At 65.2% G+C, this 19,181-nt stretch carries 18 protein-coding genes; 13 read left to right on the top strand and 5 right to left on the bottom strand.

Features of this window, described 5'->3' with window-relative positions:
• Nucleotides 1–652 (top strand): aldehyde dehydrogenase family protein (locus AKL29_RS45075; protein ID WP_244482163.1); only part of this gene is annotated, 652 nt, incomplete at its 5' end.
• Between the two features lie 333 nt (nucleotides 653–985).
• On the opposite strand, the gene AKL29_RS18940 is transcribed toward AKL29_RS45075, so the two are convergent.
• The gene (locus AKL29_RS18940; protein ID WP_016846469.1) at nucleotides 986–1,369 is read right to left on the bottom strand and encodes a winged helix-turn-helix domain-containing protein; all 384 of its coding nucleotides are present in this window, start codon (nucleotides 1,367–1,369) and stop codon (nucleotides 986–988) included.
• A gap of 159 nt (nucleotides 1,370–1,528) precedes the next feature.
• Between AKL29_RS18940 and AKL29_RS18935 the strand changes: the two genes are divergently transcribed.
• The 3 genes from AKL29_RS18935 to AKL29_RS18925 all read left to right on the top strand — a co-directional run bounded on the left by AKL29_RS18935 (nucleotide 1,529) and on the right by AKL29_RS18925 (nucleotide 5,092).
• Nucleotides 1,529–2,656, top strand: coding sequence for an alkene reductase (locus AKL29_RS18935; protein ID WP_050385182.1), 1,128 nt, complete (start codon nucleotides 1,529–1,531; stop codon nucleotides 2,654–2,656).
• A gap of 125 nt (nucleotides 2,657–2,781) precedes the next feature.
• Complete coding sequence (locus AKL29_RS18930) at nucleotides 2,782–3,297, top strand: GFA family protein (protein ID WP_050385181.1); 516 nt, start codon at nucleotides 2,782–2,784, stop codon at nucleotides 3,295–3,297.
• Nucleotides 3,298–3,427: 130 nt separating this feature from the next.
• Nucleotides 3,428–5,092, top strand: a complete 1,665-nt coding sequence (locus tag AKL29_RS18925; RefSeq protein ID WP_050385180.1) for a thiamine pyrophosphate-binding protein — start codon at nucleotides 3,428–3,430, stop codon at nucleotides 5,090–5,092.
• A gap of 114 nt (nucleotides 5,093–5,206) precedes the next feature.
• Here the strand turns inward: AKL29_RS18925 and AKL29_RS18920 are convergent, their stop codons facing one another.
• Complete coding sequence (locus tag AKL29_RS18920) at nucleotides 5,207–6,592, bottom strand: LLM class flavin-dependent oxidoreductase (RefSeq protein ID WP_050385179.1); 1,386 nt, start codon at nucleotides 6,590–6,592, stop codon at nucleotides 5,207–5,209.
• A gap of 231 nt (nucleotides 6,593–6,823) precedes the next feature.
• Here AKL29_RS18920 and AKL29_RS18915 point away from each other — a divergent pair, with 231 nt between their 5' ends.
• The 3 genes from AKL29_RS18915 (at nucleotide 6,824) to AKL29_RS18905 (ending at nucleotide 10,734) form a co-directional block, all read left to right on the top strand.
• Nucleotides 6,824–8,209: a M20 family metallopeptidase gene (locus AKL29_RS18915; protein ID WP_050385265.1), complete on the top strand. Its 1,386-nt coding sequence runs from the start codon at nucleotides 6,824–6,826 to the stop codon at nucleotides 8,207–8,209.
• Nucleotides 8,210–8,351: 142 nt separating this feature from the next.
• Entirely contained in the window at nucleotides 8,352–9,638 is a 1,287-nt protein-coding gene (locus AKL29_RS18910; RefSeq protein ID WP_050385178.1) for an MFS transporter, read from the top strand.
• A gap of 250 nt (nucleotides 9,639–9,888) precedes the next feature.
• A complete protein-coding gene (locus AKL29_RS18905) occupies nucleotides 9,889–10,734 on the top strand; it encodes an IclR family transcriptional regulator (protein ID WP_050385177.1) in 846 nt (281 codons plus the stop codon).
• A gap of 240 nt (nucleotides 10,735–10,974) precedes the next feature.
• On the opposite strand, the gene AKL29_RS18900 is transcribed toward AKL29_RS18905, so the two are convergent.
• The 3 genes from AKL29_RS18900 to AKL29_RS18890 all read right to left on the bottom strand — a co-directional run bounded on the left by AKL29_RS18900 (nucleotide 10,975) and on the right by AKL29_RS18890 (nucleotide 14,178).
• On the bottom strand, nucleotides 10,975–12,483 hold the full coding sequence (locus tag AKL29_RS18900; RefSeq protein WP_028332963.1) for a tripartite tricarboxylate transporter permease: 1,509 nt from the start codon (nucleotides 12,481–12,483) through the stop codon (nucleotides 10,975–10,977).
• Between the two features lie 6 nt (nucleotides 12,484–12,489).
• A complete protein-coding gene (locus AKL29_RS18895; protein WP_028332964.1) occupies nucleotides 12,490–12,975 on the bottom strand; it encodes a tripartite tricarboxylate transporter TctB family protein in 486 nt (161 codons plus the stop codon).
• A gap of 237 nt (nucleotides 12,976–13,212) precedes the next feature.
• The gene (locus AKL29_RS18890; RefSeq protein WP_028332965.1) at nucleotides 13,213–14,178 is read right to left on the bottom strand and encodes a Bug family tripartite tricarboxylate transporter substrate binding protein; all 966 of its coding nucleotides are present in this window, start codon (nucleotides 14,176–14,178) and stop codon (nucleotides 13,213–13,215) included.
• Between the two features lie 378 nt (nucleotides 14,179–14,556).
• On the opposite strand from AKL29_RS18890, the gene AKL29_RS18885 reads away from it, so the two are divergent.
• The 6 genes from AKL29_RS18885 to AKL29_RS18860 all read left to right on the top strand — a co-directional run bounded on the left by AKL29_RS18885 (nucleotide 14,557) and on the right by AKL29_RS18860 (nucleotide 19,160).
• Nucleotides 14,557–14,973 (top strand): hypothetical protein, encoded by a 417-nt coding sequence (locus AKL29_RS18885; protein WP_028332966.1) that lies wholly within the window; start codon nucleotides 14,557–14,559, stop codon nucleotides 14,971–14,973.
• Complete coding sequence (locus AKL29_RS18880) at nucleotides 14,970–15,833, top strand: alpha/beta fold hydrolase (protein ID WP_202814550.1); 864 nt, start codon at nucleotides 14,970–14,972, stop codon at nucleotides 15,831–15,833. The genes AKL29_RS18885 and AKL29_RS18880 overlap by 4 nt, the downstream gene beginning before the upstream one ends.
• Nucleotides 15,834–15,863: 30 nt before the next feature.
• Nucleotides 15,864–16,781 (top strand): amino acid ABC transporter substrate-binding protein, encoded by a 918-nt coding sequence (locus AKL29_RS18875; protein ID WP_028332968.1) that lies wholly within the window; start codon nucleotides 15,864–15,866, stop codon nucleotides 16,779–16,781.
• A 151-nt stretch (nucleotides 16,782–16,932) separates the two neighbouring features.
• A complete protein-coding gene (locus tag AKL29_RS18870) occupies nucleotides 16,933–17,664 on the top strand; it encodes an amino acid ABC transporter permease (RefSeq protein WP_050385176.1) in 732 nt (243 codons plus the stop codon).
• Between the two features lie 2 nt (nucleotides 17,665–17,666).
• On the top strand, nucleotides 17,667–18,359 hold the full coding sequence (locus AKL29_RS18865) for an amino acid ABC transporter permease (RefSeq protein WP_026192237.1): 693 nt from the start codon (nucleotides 17,667–17,669) through the stop codon (nucleotides 18,357–18,359).
• A gap of 69 nt (nucleotides 18,360–18,428) precedes the next feature.
• Nucleotides 18,429–19,160 carry an amino acid ABC transporter ATP-binding protein gene (locus AKL29_RS18860; RefSeq protein WP_016845632.1) on the top strand — a complete coding sequence of 244 codons (732 nt, stop codon included), beginning with the start codon at nucleotides 18,429–18,431 and terminating at the stop codon, nucleotides 19,158–19,160.
• The last annotated feature ends 21 nt before the right edge of the window (nucleotides 19,161–19,181 follow it).

The following is a 19,181-nucleotide window of genomic DNA, read 5'->3' as shown; positions in this document are numbered from 1 at the left end:
CGCCGCGGTGCCGGGCGCGGCGATGGCGGTGTTCGCCAATTCCGGCCAGATCTGCAGCGCCGGCACCCGGCTGTTCGTCGAGCAGAAGGTCTATGACGAATTCGTCGGCCGCGTCGCCGAGTTCGGCAAGAAGCTGCAGGTCGGCAACGGCCTCGATCCCAACACCCAGATCGGCCCGCTGGTGTCGCAGCAGCAGATGGACCGGGTGTCGGGCTACCTCGACATCGGCCAGAAGGAGGGCGCCAAGGCGCTGGCCGGCGGCGGCCGCCTCACCGAGGGCGCGCTGTCGAAGGGCTATTTCGTGCAGCCGACCGTGTTCGCCAACGTGCAGGACAACATGCGCATCGCGCAGGAGGAGATCTTCGGTCCGGTGATCTCGGCGATCTCGTTCAAGGATCCGGAAGAGCTGATCAAGCGCGCCAACGCCACCACCTTCGGCCTCGGCTCGGGCGTCTGGACCACCAATGTCAGCAAGGCGCACCAGGTCGCGAAGGCGCTGCGCGCCGGCTCGGTCTGGGTTAATTGCTACCAGGCGATGGATCCGGCGGTGCCGTTCGGCGGCTACAAGATGAGCGGCTACGGCCGCGAGTCCGGCAAGCAGCACGTCGAGGAATATCTCAACGTCAAGGCGGTCTGGATCAAGACAGCTTAGGGCTGGTCCCGCTGTTTCTCTTCACCTCTCCCCGCTTGCGGGGAGAGACATAGGCCGCCTATGGCGGCCGTCCTCAAGAACGCCGAAGCGGAGCTTCGGCGATGTTGCATCGCCAGATGCAATCCGGGTGAGGGGTACGGGATGCTCGACGTGCTCGCGGAACGAAGCCCTCACCCCAACGCTCGCATGATTTCGGAATATTAGAAGAATATCCCTGATTTGCCCGACGCGTCAAGTTGCCTTGTCGAGCGCGGGGGCGCCGCCGGCTCCTTTGCATGGGGTTGTTTTCGATATTTTGCGACGCGCCCCTGCGACGGCCGCCGGTTCCTGCGTTTACCGCCCGGCTGCCTTCTTCGGCTTGCCGATGTCGCTGCGCAGCGCCTCGAGATCCTTGCGCACGGCGCTTGCCGCGTCGCGCTCGATCTTGCGGTAGCGCGCCACCAGGGAGAGGCCGAACGGGGTCAGCACCGCGCCGCCGCCATTCTTACCGCCGGTCTGCCGTTCCACCGCCGCCTGGCGGCAGATGCGGTTGATCTCGTCGACCAGGTCCCAGGCGCGCTTGTAGCTCATGTCCATTGCGCGGCCGGCGGCGGAGATCGAGCCGCATTCCTTGATCCGCTCAAGCAGCAGGATCTTGCCCGGTCCGATCCGGTCCTCGGCATCGAGGTCGATGCGGACGCTGAGGGAGGGGAGCGATGAGGCGCTCGATTTCGACATGGGAGACCTGTTCTCGTGGCAACAGATTGCCACTACCCGCTTTCATGAACAAGATGAACCCGTTAGATAACGGGCATGATCCGGAAAAGTGGGTACCGGTTTCCGGGCGGATCATGCCCAGACTATAACGGAAACCACATAAGAATATTTGGGGCAGGCATGAATCCTCCGTCGCTGTTTTCTCCGCTCAAGATCGGTCCTTACCAGCTCGAACATCGCGTCGTGATGGCGCCGCTGACGCGGATGCGGGCGGCGCGGCCGAGCCTCGTGCCGCGGCCGATGAACGCGGAATATTACGCGCAGCGCGCCACCCCGGGCGGCCTGCTGATCGCGGAGGCCTCGCCGGTGGTTGCGACCGGCTTCGGCAATCCCGGTGTTCCCGGCATCTACAGCGAGGCCCAGATCGCGGGCTGGCGCGAGGCGGTGGATGCCGTGCATGCCAAGGGCGGCTTGATCTTCCTGCAGCTCTGGCACGTCGGCCGCGTCTCGCATTCCTCGTTCCAGCCGGGCGGCGCGCTGCCGGTGGCGCCGTCGGCGGTCGCGATCCCGTCCGAGTTCAAGTGCATGACGGCGGACGGCAAGGTGGTCGATTACGAGACGCCGCGCGCGCTCGAGACCGACGAGGTCACCCTGATGGTCGAGGCCTATCGGCAGGGCGCGAAGAACGCGCTCGCCGCCGGCTTCGACGGCGTCGAGGTTCACGGCGCCAATGGCTATCTGATCGAACAGTTCCTGCAATCGCGCAGCAACCTGCGGACCGACCGGTACGGCGGCTCGATCGAGAACCGCGTCCGCTTCCTGATGGAGGTGACGCAGGCGGTGACCGAGGTGTGGGGTGCGAGCCGCGTCGGCGTGCGGCTCTCGCCCTACGGCATCGCCAATGGCAGCGGCGAGGCCGACCCGATGCCGCTCTACAGCCACGCCATTACGGCGCTGGACAAGCTCGGGCTTGCTTATCTGCATTTCATCGAGCCGCGCGCCTCGGGCACCGGCCGCGCCGAGGTCGACTGGCAGAACGTGCCGTCCGCGATGGTGCTGTACCGCCCGATATGGAGCGGCGTGCTGATCACCGCCGGCAATTTCGTCAGCGAAACCGCACAGAGCGCGGTCGCCGAAGGTCATGCCGATGCGATCGCGTTCGGCCGCTACTTCATCTCCAACCCGGATCTGCCGCGCCGCCTGCAGCGCGGCTATCCGCTGACCAAGTACAACCGCGCCACCTTCTATGCCGGCGAGGAGAAGGGCTACACGGATTATCCGGTGCACGACGAGCTGGCGCAGGCTTAACTCTTCGTAGCCCGGATGGAGCGCAGCGAAATCCGGGGCCTTGCATCAGCGGATCAAGCATCCCCGGATTTCGCTACGCTGCATCCGGGCTACGATAGCTCGGCCAGCAAAACCGGGAGACCGCGATGTTTCCGGACGACGAGTTCGAGCCGACCAAGAAGCCAAAGCCGGTGGCGCTGGCGAAGCCCGCGGCCGGTCAATGCCTGTGCGGCAAGGTGCGGTTCGAGATCGACGTGCCGGCGCGCTGGGCTTGGCATGATCACACGGCCGCCAGCCGCCGCGCCCATGGCGCGGTTTACGCGACCTATGTCGGCAGCTGGAAGAAGCGCTTCCGCATCACGCAGGGCGAGAGCGAGCTGTCGCGTTACGAGGACGCGAAAAGCAAGACCGCGCGCAGCTTCTGCGCCAATTGCGGCACGCCCATCATCTACGAACGCGCGCGGTCGCCGCACATGGTCAACATCCCGCGCGCGCTGTTCTCGGGGCGCACCGGCCGGCAGCCGCTCTATCACATCGCGATCGAGGAACTGCAGGAATGGGCCTATACCGGCGAGCCGCTGGTGCCGCTGAAGGGCTATCCCGGCGTGGTCTGGCAGCGCTCGAAAAAGAAGAAGCGCAGTGCGCGCGAGGGGATGTTCTAGCGAGCGTTTTGCCTCAGGCGCGCGCCTGCGGAATGCGGCCATGACCGCCCGCTCGATTGCTCCGGCTGCGCAAGTTTGGTCATCTCCCTTGATCCCCGTCGGCCAACGCGCCGACAGGCCTGGAGGGAACATGAAGAATCGCATTACCGGCCGCTCGGCATTTTTGGCGCTGCTGAAGGATGAGGGCGTCACCCATCTGTTCGGCAATCCCGGCACCACCGAACTGCCGATCATGCACGCGCTGAAGGATCATCCCGATCTCACCTATGTGATGGCGATGCAGGAGAGCCTGGTGGTCGCGATGGCCGACGGCTTCAGCCGCGCCTCCGGCAAGCTCGTCGCCTGCAACGTCCATGTCGCGCCGGGACTCGGCAACGCGATGGGCTCGCTCTACAATGCGAGCTTCACCGGCACGCCGCTGATCCTGACCGCCGGGCAGCAGGAGCAGGGCCATGGTCTGACCGAGCCGGTGCTCTACGGTCCGCTGGTGCAGATGGCGACGCCGCTGGTGAAATGGGCGGTCGAGGTGACGCGGCTCGAAGACCTGCCGCGCATCGTGCGCCGCGCCGCCAAGATCGCGACCACGCCGCCGACCGGGCCGGTGTTCATCTCGCTGCCCGGCGACATTCTCAATTCCGAAGCCGGCATCGAGCTTGGCCGCTCCACCCGGATCGACACCCGGGTGAGGCCGTCGGAGGATTCGCTCAAGGCGCTGGCCGCGCGCATCCTGAAGGCGGAGCGACCGGTGGTCGTCGTCGGCGACGAGATCGTGAAAAGCGATGCGCTGCGCGAGGCGGCTGATCTCGCCGAGACGCTGGGCTGCCCGGCCTGGCAATCGCCGACGCCTTTTGGTTCGCATTTCCTGTCCGAAAGCCCGAGTTTCATGGGCGCGATCGCGCGGCTGCAGAAGGTCGCGCGCGACGTGCTGGCGCCGCATGATCTGTTGATCGCGCTCGGCGGTGATCCCCTGCGGATGTCGGTCTACAGCGAGGTCGATCCGCTGCCGGACGGGCTCTCGATCGTGCAGGTCGGCCTGGTCGACAGCGACCTCGCCAGGAACTATGGCGCCGAGATCGCGGTCAAGGCGGACGTCAAGGAAACGCTGCGCGCGCTGGTCCCTGCGTTGAAGGAGGCCGGCGGCGGCGCGCTGGAGACGCGTGCCAAGCAGGGACTCGCGGCCTTGTCGACGAAGAACTGGGCGGCGAAGCGCAAGGCGCTGGTCGAGCAGATCTCGAAGGCGAGCCAGACCTCGCCGATCGATCCGGACTGGCTGGCGCTGCAGGTCGTGGAGGCGATGCCCGACAACGCGATCCTGGTGGACGAGGGCCTGACCTCGTCGCGCCAGATCATCGCGCTGCGCGCGCATCGCGACCGCTACGGCTATCACGCGCTGGCCTCCGGCGGCATCGGTTGGGGCCTGCCGGCTGCGGTCGGCGTCAGCCTCGCCAATCCGCAGCGCCCGGTGGTGTGCTATTCGGGCGACGGCTCGTCGATGTATTCGATCCAGTCGCTGTGGACCGCGGCCAACCACAAGCTGCCGCTGACCTTCGTCATCGTCAACAATGGCGGCTACCGCATCATCAAGCAGCGCCTGCTCGCGTTCCACGGCGACGATCACTACGTCGGCATGGACTTCATCGACCCGCCGGTCGATTTCACCGGCGTCGCGCGCTCGCTTGGGCTCGAGGCGATCAGGATCACCGACCCACAGGAGCTGAAGGGTGTGATGAAGTCGGCTTTCAGCCGTCCGGGCGCGAAGCTGATCGAGGTGGTGGTGAGCAATTCGGTGAATTAGTTGGGACGTCATTCCGGGATGGTCCGAAGGACCAGACCCGGAATCTCGAGATTCCACAAATTCGCAATTGCGAATTGGGCTTCGATGCTTCGCATCGCCCCGGAATGACGTTGTCTACTCCGCCGCAGCGCTCCGCTTCACGCGATAACGGCTTGCCGGGTGCGTCGCGTCGAGCCTCGCCCGTCCTTCGCCGAACAGCTTCTCGCGCAAGGTGCCCTTCGCATATTCCCGCTTGTAGCGGCCGCGCTTGACGAGCTCCGGCACCAGCATATCGGCGATGTCCTCGAAATCGCCGGGCGAGATCGCAAAGGCGACGTTGAGGCCGTCGACGTCGGTGTCCTCGAACCATTGCTCGATCTTGTCGGCGACCTGCTCGGGCGAGCCGACCACGACCGGGCCGGCGCCGCCGATGCCGACATGCTCGGCGACCTCGCGCACGGTCCAGACCCGGCCGGGATCGGCGCGGGTGACGTTGTCCATCGCGGAGCGGCCGGCGTCGTTCTGCACGTGCCGCACCTCCTGGTCGAGCGAATAGGTCGAGAAGTCGACGCCGGTCCAGCCCGACATCAGCGCCAGGGCGCCCTCATGGCTGATATGGCGGCGATACTCGGCGTATTTCGCCTTCGCCTCCGCCTCGGTCGGCGCCACCACGACGCACATCATCGAGAACATCAGGATCTCGGCTGCGTTGCGGCCCTTCGCGGCGGCGAGCTCGCGGATCGCCGAGACGCGTGGACCGATCACCTTCGCCGACGGTCCCGACATGAATACGCATTCGGCATGCTCGGCGGCGAACTGCCGGCCGCGCGGCGAGGTGCCGGCCTGGTAGAGCACCGGCGTGCGCTGCGGCGACGGCTCCGACAGGTGGATCGCGTTGAGCCGGTAGTTGCTGCCGTCATGGTGTACCGCATGCACCTTGCTCGGATCGCTGAAGATGCCGCGCGCGACGTCGCGGATCGCGGCGTCGTCCTCCCAGCTGCCTTCCCAGAGCTTGTAGACCAGCTCCATATATTCGTCGGCGAGCTCGTAGCGGTCGTCATGCGCGGTCTGCTTGTCCTTGCCGGCGCCGCGCGCCGCGGAATCGAGATAGCCGGTCACCACGTTCCAGCCGACCCGGCCGCCGGTGAGGTGATCGAGCGTCGACATCCGCCGCGCGAACGGGTAGGGCGGCTCGAAGGAGAGATTGCTGGTGACGCCGAAGCCGAGATTTTCGGTCACCGCGGCCATCGCCGGGATCAGCATCAACGGTTCGTTGGCCGGGGTCTGCGCCGCGTTGCGCAGCGCCGCATCCGGATTGCCGGCATAGACGTCGTAGACGCCGAGCACGTCGGCGAGGAACAGCCCGTCGAACCGGCCGCGCTCCAGCGTCTTCGCCAGATCGATCCAGTAGGACAGCTTGTTGTAGTCCTTGGTGCGGTCGCGCGGATGGGTCCACAGCCCCGGCGACTGATGCGCCACGCAGTTCATGGCAAAGGCGTTGAGCCGGATTTGTTTTGTCATTGTCGAAAACCTTGGTCGAAACCTTGCGCGCCGTGCTGCCCGGTCTATGCCGGGCGCCCCGCTTCAACTTGTTGCGACTTCCCACGTTTTGGCAAGGCCCATTCGCATTTCGCGCCCTTCCGGTCGCGATCTGATCCCGATAGGTTGCGCGCTTCCAGAAGCATGATCGGGACGCAAAGCATGGCGTTCCGGTGCGATCATGCCACGACGCGACCGGACGAAGGAACAATCATGGCGACACGGGCCGACGCAATCGCAAAGGTGCGAGAGCATTTTCAATCGGGACAGTTCTTGAAGGAACTGGACCGCAGGGTCGGCTACCAGACCGAGAGCCTGAATGCCGACAAGGCCGATGCGCTGCGCGCCTATCTGGTGGAGAATCTGCAACCGGCCTTCGCCGAGCTCGATTTCAAGACCCACCTGATCGAGTCGCCGACCGGCCGCGGGCCCTATCTGATCGCCGACTACCAGGAAGACGCTTCGCGGCCGACCGTGCTGACCTACGGCCATGGCGACGTCGTCGACGGCATGGTCGGCGAATGGCGCGACGGGCTCAATCCCTGGCAGACCACGGTCAAGGGCGAGCGCGTCTATGGCCGCGGCACCGCCGACAACAAAGGGCAGCATTCGATCAACATGGCCGCGCTGCGCGCGGTGAAGCAGGCGCGCGGCGGCAAGCTCGGCTTCAACGCCAAATTCATCATCGAGACCGGCGAGGAGATCGGCTCGCCAGATCTGCGCGAGGTCTGCGAGGCGCATCGCGAGGAGCTGAAGGCCGACCTGTTCATCGCCTCGGACGGGCCGCGGCTGTCGGCGGAGCGGCCGACCATCTTTCTCGGCTGCCGCGGCGGCAACCGCATCCATCTCGACGTCAATCTGCGCGAAGGCGGCAACCATTCCGGCAATTGGGGCGGCGTGCTCGCCAACCCCGCCACGATCCTGGCGAGCGCGATCGCGAGCCTGGTCGACGGCAAGGGCCGCATGAAGCTCGAAATCCTCAAACCCCCGCCGATTTCGAACCGCGTCCGCGCCGCGCTCGCCGACGTCGAGGTCAAGCCGACGGCGGACGAACCGGCGCTGGCGGAAGACTGGGGCGAGGAGGGCCTGACCGCGGCGGAGCGGCTCTATGCGTGGAACACGCTGGAGGTGCTGGCGATGTCGTCGGGCAATATCGAAAAGCCCGCCAACGCGATTCCCGGCAAGGCCAACGCCGTGCTGCAGCTCCGCTTCGTCGTCGGCACCCGGCATCTCGAAGTGATCGACGCGGTGCGGGACTATCTGCACAGCAACGGCTTTCCGATGGTCGAGGTCTCGGGCACGCAGCGCTTTGCCGCCTCGCGCACCGACATGGACAGCCCGTGGATCGACTGGGCGGCGAACTCGATCCGCGCCACCACCGGCAAGGCGCCGGCGGTGCTGCCGAACTTCGGCGGCTCGCTGCCGAACGACGTGTTCTCCGAAGGCCTCGGCCTGCCGACGATCTGGGTGCCGCATTCCTATCCGGGCTGCTCGCAGCACGCCCCCGACGAGCACATCCTGCTGCCGGTGACCGAGGAGGCGCTGACCATCATGGCCGGCCTGTTCTGGGACCTCGGCGAGGCCCCGCGGAAGTCTTGAGCCTCACCCATTACTCCGTCATGGCCGGGCTTCTCCCGGCCATCCACGTCTTAACGCTACGAGACAAAGACGTGGATGCCCGGCACAAGGCCGGCCATGACGAGTGGAAAGTTTGTTGGCTGACGCTGCCAAGGAAATCCTGATGACATTATCAACTTCGGCCGCCGCTCAGCACGCCACTGCGGTCGACAAGAAAAACATCACCCGCCTGATCGTCGCGACTTCGGTCGGGAATGCGCTCGAATGGTACGACATCTCGGTCTATGCCTATTTCGCGGTGTATCTCTCCAAGGCGTTCTTCCCGGCCAATGATCCGACCACCTCGCTGCTGTTGACCTTCGGCAGCTTCGGCCTGTCGTTTCTGATCCGCCCGATCGGCGGCGTCGTGCTCGGCGCCTATGCCGACCGGCACGGCCGCAAGGCCTCGCTGATGCTGTCGATCGTGCTAATGACGCTGGGCACGCTGGTGCTGGCGCTGATGCCGACCTATCAGACCATCGGCATCCTGGCGCCGCTCGCGGTGCTGCTGGCGCGCCTGGTGCAGGGCTTTTCCGCCGGCGGCGAGTTCGGCTCCTCGACCGCGTTCCTGGTCGAGCACATGCCCGAGCGGCGCGGCTTCGTGGCGAGCTGGCAGTTCGCGAGCCAAGGCGTCAGCGGTCTGTTGGGCGCGGGCTTCGGTGCGCTCCTGACCTCGCTGATGAGCCCGGAGGATTTACAGTCCTGGGGCTGGCGGCTGCCGTTCCTGTTCGGCGTCCTGATCGGCCCGGTCGGCATCTATATCCGCAACCATGTCGACGATGCGATGCCTCCGCCGGCCGCGAAGCAGGAATCGCCGGTCAGGGAAGTGCTCGCGCGGCAGAAGCTCGCCACGATGCTCGCGATCGGCGCGCTCGCCGTGTCGACCGCGGTCAACTATTTGATTGTCTACATGCCGACCTATGTGGTGAAGACGCTCAACCTCGCGCCATCGGTCGGCTTCATTGCCTCGTTCGCCGCGCAGACCGCGGTTGCGCTGCTGGCGCCGATCGCAGGCATGGTCTCCGACAAGATCGGACGCACCACCCACATGATCCTGTTCGCGCTGCTGCTGCTGGTGTCGATCTTCCCGGCCTTCCTCTTGCTCACCGGCAAACCGACGCCCGAGATCATCCTGCTCGGCGTGCTCTGGCTCGGCGTCCTCAAGTCGCTGTATTACGGGCCGCTCGCCGCGCTGATGTCGGAACTGTTTCCGGCGGCGACGCGTGCGACCGGGCTCGGTCTCAGCTACAATATCGGTGTCACCTTGTTCGGCGGTATGGGGCCGGCGATCATGACCTGGCTGGGTGGCTTCGCGCCGATCGGCGAGCTCGCGCCGGGTTATTATCTCACCGCGGTCTGCATCCTCAGCCTCTGCGCGCTGTTCACGATCCGCAGGCTGCGGCTGGCGTAGCGCATGATCCGAAAAAGTGCGAAGCGGTTTTTCAAAGAGATCATGCACAAATCGCATCAGATTTCGTGATGCGAAATTCAAATATGCTTATTGTTGCAGAGCAGCGTAGATAGTCGAAATCAAAGTTTCATCTGACGAAAGTATACGGTGTCCGGCGCACGTCATCCGTCCTAGGATGATGTCCGCCGGGCGCGTCTCTTCGTTGCGTCCCGGTTCAGGATTTGGAATTGACGGCAAGGAAGGCCAGGGCATGAACGCCTCCACGACTGCGACCGCACGGACCAGCCGCAAGAGGCCACTGCCGGAGCCGGGCCAACCCGACAAGTTCAACGCGATCCAGAAGGTGTGCGCGATCCTGCGCGTGCTGGCGCAGCGCTCGCCGCTGCGGCTCACCGACATCGCCGACACCGCCTCGCTGAACAAGGCGACGGCGCTGCGCATTCTCAACTCGCTGATCGAGGAAGGCTTCGTCAGTCGCGTCGCCGGCGCCAAGACCTATGAGCTCGGCCAGGAGGCGCGGGTGATGGCGGTCGGCGCGCGCCGTTCGGTCGACATCGCCGAGCTGGCGCAGCCGAGCCTGCTCCGGCTGTCGGAGCGCTCGGCCGATACGGCGCTGCTGTCGGTGCGATCCGGCGTCGAGGCGCTTTATCTGGCGCGCTCGGTCGGCAACCATCCGCTGCAACCGAACTACCTGCAGATTGGCAGCCGCCGTCCGCTCGGTGTCGGCGCCGGCGCGCTGGCGCTGCTGGTCTGGCTGCCGGATGCCGAGATCGAGGCTGTGATCGAGGTGATCGTGCCGCGGCTGGCGAAATCGCCGCGCATCACGCCAAAGTTCTTGCGCGAGCGGATCGCCATGGCACGCAAGGCCGGCCACACCGTGCTGATCGACGCCGCGTTCCCCGGCATGGGCGGCGTCGGCGTGCCGGTCCGCGACGATGCCGGCGAGGTGGTCGCCGCCCTCTCGATCGGCGCCGCGTCCGACCGCATTCGCCGCCGCGAAGGTGAGCTCGCCGACATGCTGAAGAAGGAAGCCCAGGTGCTGGCCCGCGCGCTGGCCCAGGCGCCGAAGAACGGGCGTGCGGCGAAGATGGGTTGAGCGGTCGGGATGCAAGCATCGGCTCGCTTCACCTCGCCCCGCGCGCGGGGAGAGGTCGGAACGCATCGTCAGATGCGTTGCGGGTGAGGGGGTACAGGTATCACCGCATTCTGAACTCGCGGAGGCAGCCCCTCACCCCAACCCTCCAAGAGCGAGCTCCGCTCGTCTCGACCCCGTAAGAACGGGGCGAGAGAGCGCAGTGCCGATGCGGCTGCTTCTCAACCCGATCCAGCCTCGCTCCTACGCCCCCTCATCCAGCGCCACCAGCTCGCGCTTCTTGCGCAGCGAGGGCAGCAGCGGGCCGACCAGCAGCACCAGCGCGAAGGCGAGGCAGATCGCCGAGATCGGTCGCTCCACGAAGGTCATGAGGTTGCCCTGGGAGAGGATCAGCGACTTGCGCAGGTTGTTCTCCAGCATCGGCCCGAGCACGAAGGCCAGCACCAGCGGCGCCGGCTCGTAGCCGAGCTTGCGCATGAAATAGCCGATCACGCCGAACGCGATCATGACGTGGACGTCGAACACGTTGTTGCTGGAGCAGTAGACGCCGATGATCGTGAACAGGATGATCAGCGGGAACAGCACGTTGTAGGGCAGCCGCAGCAGCTGCACCCACATGCCGATCATCGGCAGGTTGAGCACCAAGAGCATCAGGTTGCCGATATACATGCTGGCGACGATGCCCCAGAACAGCGTCGGGTTCTGCGAGATCATCAGCGGTCCCGGCTGCAGGCCGTGGATCACGAAGGCGCCGAGCAGCAGCGCCATCACCACATTCGGCGGGATGCCGAGCGTCATCAGCGGAATGAAGGCGCCGCCGGCCGCGGAATTGTTCGCCGATTCCGGCCCCGCGACGCCCTCGATCGCGCCGTGGCCGAAGCGCTCCGGATGCTTCGAGAGCCGCTTCTCCAGCGCGTAGGAGGCGAACGACGCCACCACGGCGCCGCCGCCGGGCAGGATGCCGAGGAAGAAGCCGAGCACCGTGCCGCGCGCCACCGGTCCGGCGCTGGCCTTCCAGTCCTCCTTGCTCGGCAGCAATTGGTTGATCCTGGTCTTGATGATGTCGCGCTTGATCGCCTGCTCGGTGTTGAGCAGCACCTCGGCGACGCCGAACAGGCCCATCACGACCGGCACGAGGCCGATGCCGTCGATCAGCTCGAGGCGGCCGAAGGTCAGCCGCGGCTGCGCCGTGATGCTGTCGAGCCCGACCAGGCCGAGCACGACGCCGATGCAGGCCATCAGCAGCGCCTTGGCCATCGAGCCCTGGGTGAGGAAGGTCAGCACCACGAGGCCGAGCACCATCAGGCTGAAATATTCGGCCGGCCCGAACGCGATCGCGACGCTGGCAAGCGACGGCGCCACCAGCATCAGCGCGATCAGCGCGAAGGTGCCGGCGATGAACGAGCCGAAGGCGGAGATGCCGAGCGCGGGGCCGGCGCGGCCCTGCTTGGCCATCTGGTGGCCGTCGATGCAGGTGACGACGGAGGCCGCTTCGCCGGGGATGTTGACCAGGATCGAGGTGGTCGATCCGCCATACATCGAGCCGTAATAGATGCCGGCCATCATGATGATGCCGGATTCCGGCGTGCCTGACAGCGTCACCGGCAGCAGCAGCGACATCGCCGAGATCGGGCCGATGCCGGGCAGCACGCCGACCAGCGTGCCGATGAACACGCCGATGAAGCAGTAGAGCAGGTTGATCGGCAGCAGCGCGACGCCGAGGCCGTGGGCGACGTTGACGAGAGTATCCATGGGCGCTCAACCGATCTCGAACATGCCGCTCGGCAGCTGGATCGCGAGCAGGTGCTTCAGCACCCACCACATCCCGAGCGGGGCAAGGATGGACAGCGGGATCGCCAGCGACCAGCGCACCGGATCGATCACGCGGAGCAGCAACAGCATCAGCGGGATCGCCGACAGCAGGAAGCCGAGCGGCTCCAGCGCAAAGGCGAACGCGGTGAGGCAGACGATAACCAGCACCGGCTTGCCCCAGCGCGCATTCTCCCAGCGCGAGGCGAAGGTCGGGCCGCCCTCGGTGACCGCCGCGATCATGATCGAGGCCGCGAACACGCACATCAGGATGCCGGTGTAGAACAGCACGTAGCCGGAGCCGGGATCGTTGATGGTGCCGAGCTTCAGCTTGAGGCCCGACCAGATCACGAAGGCGCCAAGCCCGAGCCCGATCAGCCCGCCCCACAGCTCGGAGTTGTTGAGGCGGAATTTGACGTTGGTTTGGTCAGTCATGTGGAGTGCCTTTAGGTCACCGTCGTCCTGAAGTGGCGAAGCGCCATCACCTCCCCACGCGTCGTCCCGGCGAAAGCCGGGACCCATCACCACGGGGTCAGGTTGTTGAAACGAGCTGTGGCCCCAGCGTTGCGTGACAACAACCTTCGGTGGTTATGGGTCCCGGCTTTCGCCGGGACGACACAGTGGGTGGTTCTCGCGCATCCCGTTGTTAGTCCCGTCGTAGCGGACTGAACACTACTTCTTCGCCAGCCCGAGCGTGTCGATCACCTTGCGCTCGGACTCGGTGACCTCGCCCACGAACTTCTTGTAGTCCTCGGTGTTCTTGTAGTTCGGCACCATGTCGTATTTGGCCAGCGTTGCGATCACCGCCGGGTCCTCGATCGCCTTCTTGAAGGCATCGTGCAGCTTGGCGACGATCTTGGGGTCCATGCCCTTGGGGCCGGCGATGCCGAACGGCGAGTCATAGACCATGGGGTAGCCGAGTTCCTTCAGCGTCGGTACGTCCGGATAGTTCGGCGAGCGCGCGCCGGTCCACACCATCAACAGGCGGAGCTTGCCGGCATCGACCAGCGGCCGCCAGCCGGTGGAATCCGCCTGCAGCATGGTGTGCTGGCCGAGCACGGCGGCATTGGTCTCGGCGCCGCCCTTGAACGGCACCTGGGTCAGCTTGATCCCGGCCATCAGGGCGATCTGCTCCATGCCGATATGCAGCGAGGTGCCGGTGCCGGGCGTCGCATAGGTCACCTTGCCCGGGTTCTTCTTGGCGAAATCGACCACGTCCTGCCAGGTCTTGAACTGCGACTCCGCGTTGGTGGTGACGCCGAAGGTGTAGCCGGTGAGGTGAATGATGTAGGAGAAATCCTTCGCCGGGTCCCAGGACACCTCCTGCATCAAGGGCAGGCGGAACACGGTGATCGGGATCTGGGCGATGGTGTAGCCGTCGGGCTTGGCGCCGGCGGCCATCGTCGCGGGGCCCACGGTGCCGCCGCCGCCCGCCTTGTTGTCGACCGCGATCGGCTGGCCCAGCACCTTGGAGGCGCTCTCGGCGATTGCCCGCATCGAGATATCGGTCGAGCCGCCCGCCGGCCATGGCACGATCAGCGTGATCGGCTTGGTCGGATAATCCTGCGCCTGCGCCGCTGTCGACACCAGCATGCCGGCGGCGGCGAGCAGGACCATCAAGCGATTGCGGTGCGACATCTCGATCTCTCCCTTGTGACCGCGTTCGATCGCGGCCGCGTCTTGTTCGGTGTTGGCAATGATCGTCCCTGTCATGCTGGGACCGAGGGCGCATTGGACAGAACGGGGCGGGCAACGGAAGCGCGAATTGCGCTCGAAGCGCCGGCTGCGACAATTGGTCTGCCGCGACCTGCCGAGCGGCGGAATTCAATCGGCATTTGGTCTGACGGATTGGCCGTTCCCGGCAACATGCGGGGAGGGCGCGGCGTGCGCGCGCATGACCGGCAAGCCGGGTTTGGTCAAGCGAATAATCAAGGGAACCCAAAGGCATCGGCGCCTTGCGGGATTGTGCCCTTCCGGTCATCATAGGTTGTCCGCCGCAGGAAGCTTCCCCGACAGATGACGCCATCGCCTGACGCCACCGACGACGCTGTGACGAGGGCGTTTGCCGGCCTTCCCGCGTTGCTCGACGAGGCCCCTCGGCTGGTCGCGCGCGGGCGGCTGCTCGATTGCGACTGCCTGCTCGGCCCGATGGCGCGGCCGTTTCATGCCGCGATCCGCGCCGGGCGTATTGTCGAGTTCGTGCCTTCGCCAGTCCTGATGCGCTCCTGGCGCTTTTCCTATCGCGCGACGCCGCAGGCCTGGTCCGCCTATTGGCAGGCCGAGCCAAAACCCGGCTGGCACGATCTGTTGGCGCTGACCAAGCGCGGCGAGGCGGTGCTGGAAGGCGACCTGCATCCCTTCATGGCGCATCTGCAATACTTCAAGGACCTGCTGGCGCTGCCGCGGCAGCATTTCGCGGCGGCCGTATCATGAGCGGCAAGATCATGAACGGCCACATCGAGGCGATGGTCGGCCGCTACGTTCACGTCGAGATCGGCGGCGAGCTGCACCGCATCTATTTCGAGGAGAACGGCGCGGGCATTCCGCTGGTCTGCCTGCACACCGCGGGATCGGATGCGCGGCAGTGGCGCCATCTGCTCGCGGACGCGCAATTTGCCGAAAATTTCCGCATCATTGCCTTCGATATGCCCTGGCATGGCAAGTCGAATCCGCCGATGAGCTGGACCGGCGATGAATACCAACTCACCACTGCGCGCTACACCGAGACCATCCGCGCTTTCTGTCGGGCGTTGGGGCTGGAGAAGCCTGTGGTGATGGGCTGCTCGATCGGCGGCCGCATCGTGCTCAACCTTGCGATCGAACATGCCGCCGAGTTCCGGGCGCTGATCGGGCTCGAGGCGGCCGATTTCCAGGCGCCGTGGTATGACACCAACTGGCTGAACCGGCCGGACGTTCACGGCGGCGAAGTCTGCGCCGCGCTGGTGTCCGGGCTGATCGCCCCGCAGAGCCCGGAGCCTGCGCGGATGGAAACGCTGTGGGCCTACAAGCAGGGCGGTCCCGGCGTGTTCAAGGGCGATCTGTATTTCTACCGTGTCGACGGCGACCTGCGCGGCCGGGTCGCGTCAATCGATACTAAAGTATGCAAGCTGTATCTCCTCACGGGCGAGTATGATTTCTCCTGCACGCCTGAGGACACGAGGCGGACGGCAGCGGCAATAGGGGGCGCCAGCGTCACGATCATGGAGCAGCTCGGTCATTTTCCGATGAGCGAGCATCCGGAGCAGTTTCGCCGCTATATCGCACCCGTCCTCGCTGATATTCTCACGCACTAGAACGACCGTTTCCACGCAAGGAGTAGACGTATGACACGCAACTATCTGATCGGCTTCGCGCTCGCCGCCGCGCTCGGCGCGAGCCAGGCGCAAGCCGACGAACTGACCGGAACGCTGAAGAACATCAAGGACACCGGGGCGATTACGCTCGGCTACCGCGATTCCTCGATCCCGTTCTCCTATCTCGACGACAACCAGAAGCCGGTCGGCTACGCCATGGACATCTGCTACAAGATCGTCGATGCCGTGAAGAAGGAGCTGAAGCTCGACAAGCTCGAGGTCAAGCTCAACCCGGTGACCTCGGCGACGCGTATTCCGCTGATGGCCAACGGCACCGTCGACCTCGAATGCGGCTCGACCACCAACAATGCCGAGCGCCAGAAGCAGGTCTCCTTCACCAACAGCCACTTCCTGACCGCCAGCCGCTACGTCACCAAGAAGGCGAGCAAGATCAATTCGATCGACGATCTGAAGGGCAAGACGGTGGTCTCGACCGCCGGCACCACCAACATCAAGCAGCTCACCGAGGCCAACCTCGCGCGCGGGCTGAGCGTCAATATCATCCCGGCCAAGGATCATGCCGAGGCCTTCCTGATGGTCGAGACCGATCGCGCGGTCGCCTTCGTGATGGACGACATCCTGCTTGCGAGCCTCGTCGCCGGCTCGAAGTCGCCGGATGACTACGTGATCTCCAAGGACGCGTTCTCCAAGCCCGAGCCCTACGGCATCATGCTGCGCAAGGACGACGCGCCGTTCAAGAAGGTCGTCGACGCCGCAACCGCCGCGCTCTACACCAGCGGCGAGGGCCAGAAGATCTATGACAAGTGGTTCACCCAGAAGATCCCGCCGAAGGGCCTGAATCTCAACTCGCCTGCTGGACCGGAGATGAAGAAGCAGTTTGCGAAGCCGTCGGACTCTCCGGATCCGGATGCCTATCTGGTCAACTGACCGCTGCGTATGACCCGTCGCCCCCTTTTGGGAGCGGGTCCTGAAAGTTAGCATGTCCGGCCATTTTTGGAGGAGAATGGCCGGACATTTGCATAGACGCCGCGCGCGATGCCGGCGTTATGCGTGACCGGCACGGCCGCGTGGGGGACCTGTGAACTATAATTGGAACTGGCACATCTTCCTTGAGCCGAACCCGATGGGGACCGGCACCTATCTCGACCTGTTGCTGTCGGGGCTGGTGGTCACCGTCAAGGTGTCGGTGCTGGCCTGGATCATCGCGCTGGTGTCCGGCTCGGTGATCGGCGTGCTGCGCACGCTGCCGTCGCGGACGGCGTCGTGGATCGGCTTCTGCTGGGTCGAGTTCTTCCGCAACATGCCGCTGCTGGTGCAGCTGTTCCTGTGGTTCTTCGTGCTGCCCGAACTGTTGCCGCGGTCGGCCGGGCTGTGGCTGAAGCAACTGCCGAATGCGCCGTTCTGGACCGCCGCGATCGGCGTCGGCTTCTTCATGTCGGCGCGCGTCGCCGTGCAATTGCAGGCCGGCATCACCTCGCTGCCGCGCGGGCAGAAGCAGGCCTCGACCGCGCTCGGCCTCACCACGGTGCAGACCTATCGCTACGTGCTGCTGCCGATGGCGTTCCGCATCATCCTGCCGCCGCTGACCTCCGAATTCCTCAACACCATCAAGAACAGCGCGGTCGCCATCACCATCGGCCTGATCGAACTGACCGGCCAGGCCCGCTCGATGCAGGAGTTCTCGTTCCAGGTGTTCGAGGCGTTCACGGCGGCAACCGTGCTCTACCTGCTCCTCAATTTCGTCGTGGTGACCGCGATGCGCTTCCTCGAGCGCTATGTCGCGATCCCCGGCTACATCACGGGCAAATGACGATGATCGGCAGTTTCGATTTCGACGTCATCCGCCGCTCGCTGCCCTACCTGTTCCTGGAGGGCATGCGCTTCACGCTGACCTTGACCGCGCTCGCAGCGTTCGGCGGCCTGGTGTTCGGCACCCTGATCGCCCTGATGCGGCTGTCGAGCTACAAGGTGCTCGGGCGCATCGCGGGCTTCTATGTCGACTTCATCCGCTCGCTGCCGCTGGTGCTGGTGATCTTCTGGTTCTACTTCCTGGTGCCGTATATCGGGCAGTGGCTGACCGGCGCGTCGCGGCCGATCACGGTCGGCGCCTTCGCCTCCTCGCTGATCACCTTCATCGCGTTCGAGGCTGCGTATTTCTCCGAGATCATGCGCGCCGGCATCCAGTCGATCTCGAAGGGCCAGCCGGCCGCGGCCAGCGCGCTCGGCCTGACCTATGCGCAGTCGATGCGCTACGTCGTGCTGCCGCAGGCGTTCCGCAACATGCTGCCGGTACTGCTGACGCAGACCATCGTGCTGTTCCAGGACACCTCGCTGGTCTACGTGCTGTCGATCCCGGATTTCCTCGGCGCCGCCAGCAAGGTCGCGCAGCGCGACGGCCGGCTGGTCGAAATGTACCTGTTCGCCGCGCTGGTCTACTTCGTCATTTCCTGTGTCGCGTCCTACGGCGTTCGGCGCCTGCAGGCGCGCATCGCCATCGTTCGCTGAGGCATGACCCGGAAAAGTGGGAACCGGTTTTCCGACAAGGTCATGCCTAAACAAAAAAGCTGAGCCATCATGATCGAGATTAACCACGTCAACAAATGGTACGGGCCGAGCTTCCAGGTGCTGAAGGACTGCACCACCAGCGTCGCCAAGGGCGAGGTGGTGGTGGTCTGCGGTCCATCCGGCTCGGGCAAGTCGACCCTGATCAAATGCGTCAATGCGCTGGAGCCGATCCAGGGCGGCGACATCACGCTCGACGGCGTCAAGGTCAACGATCCCAAGACCGACCTGCCGAAGCTGCGCTCGCGCGTCGGCATGGTGTTCCAGCATTTCGAACTGTTTCCGCACTTGCGGATCATCGACAATCTCCGCCTCGCGCAGGAGAAGGTGCTCGGCCGCAAGGCTGAGGATGCCACCGCCAAGGGCATGAAGCTTCTGGAGCGCGTCGGGCTGAAGGATCACGCGAAGAAGTTTCCCGCCGAACTGTCCGGCGGCCAGCAGCAGCGCGTCGCGATCGCCCGCGCCCTGGCGATGGACCCGATCGCCATGCTGTTCGACGAGCCGACCTCGGCGCTCGATCCGGAGATGATCAGCGAGGTGCTCGACGTGATGGTCGACCTCGCCCGCGAGGGCATGACCATGATGGTCGTGACCCACGAAATGGGCTTTGCCAACAAGGTCGCCGACCGCGTCATCTTCATGGACCGCGGCGAGATCGTCGAGGACGCAAAGAAGGCCGACTTCTTCGGCACGCCGCGCAGCGACCGCGCGCAGAAGTTCCTGTCGAAGATCTTGCAGCACTGAGCTGAGGGAGTCTCTCCGCCT

Origin of the sequence: Bradyrhizobium pachyrhizi (assembly GCF_001189245.1) — a bacterium.
GTDB lineage: Bacteria > Pseudomonadota > Alphaproteobacteria > Rhizobiales > Xanthobacteraceae > Bradyrhizobium > Bradyrhizobium pachyrhizi.
This window is presented reverse-complemented; position numbering and strand designations above follow the sequence as displayed.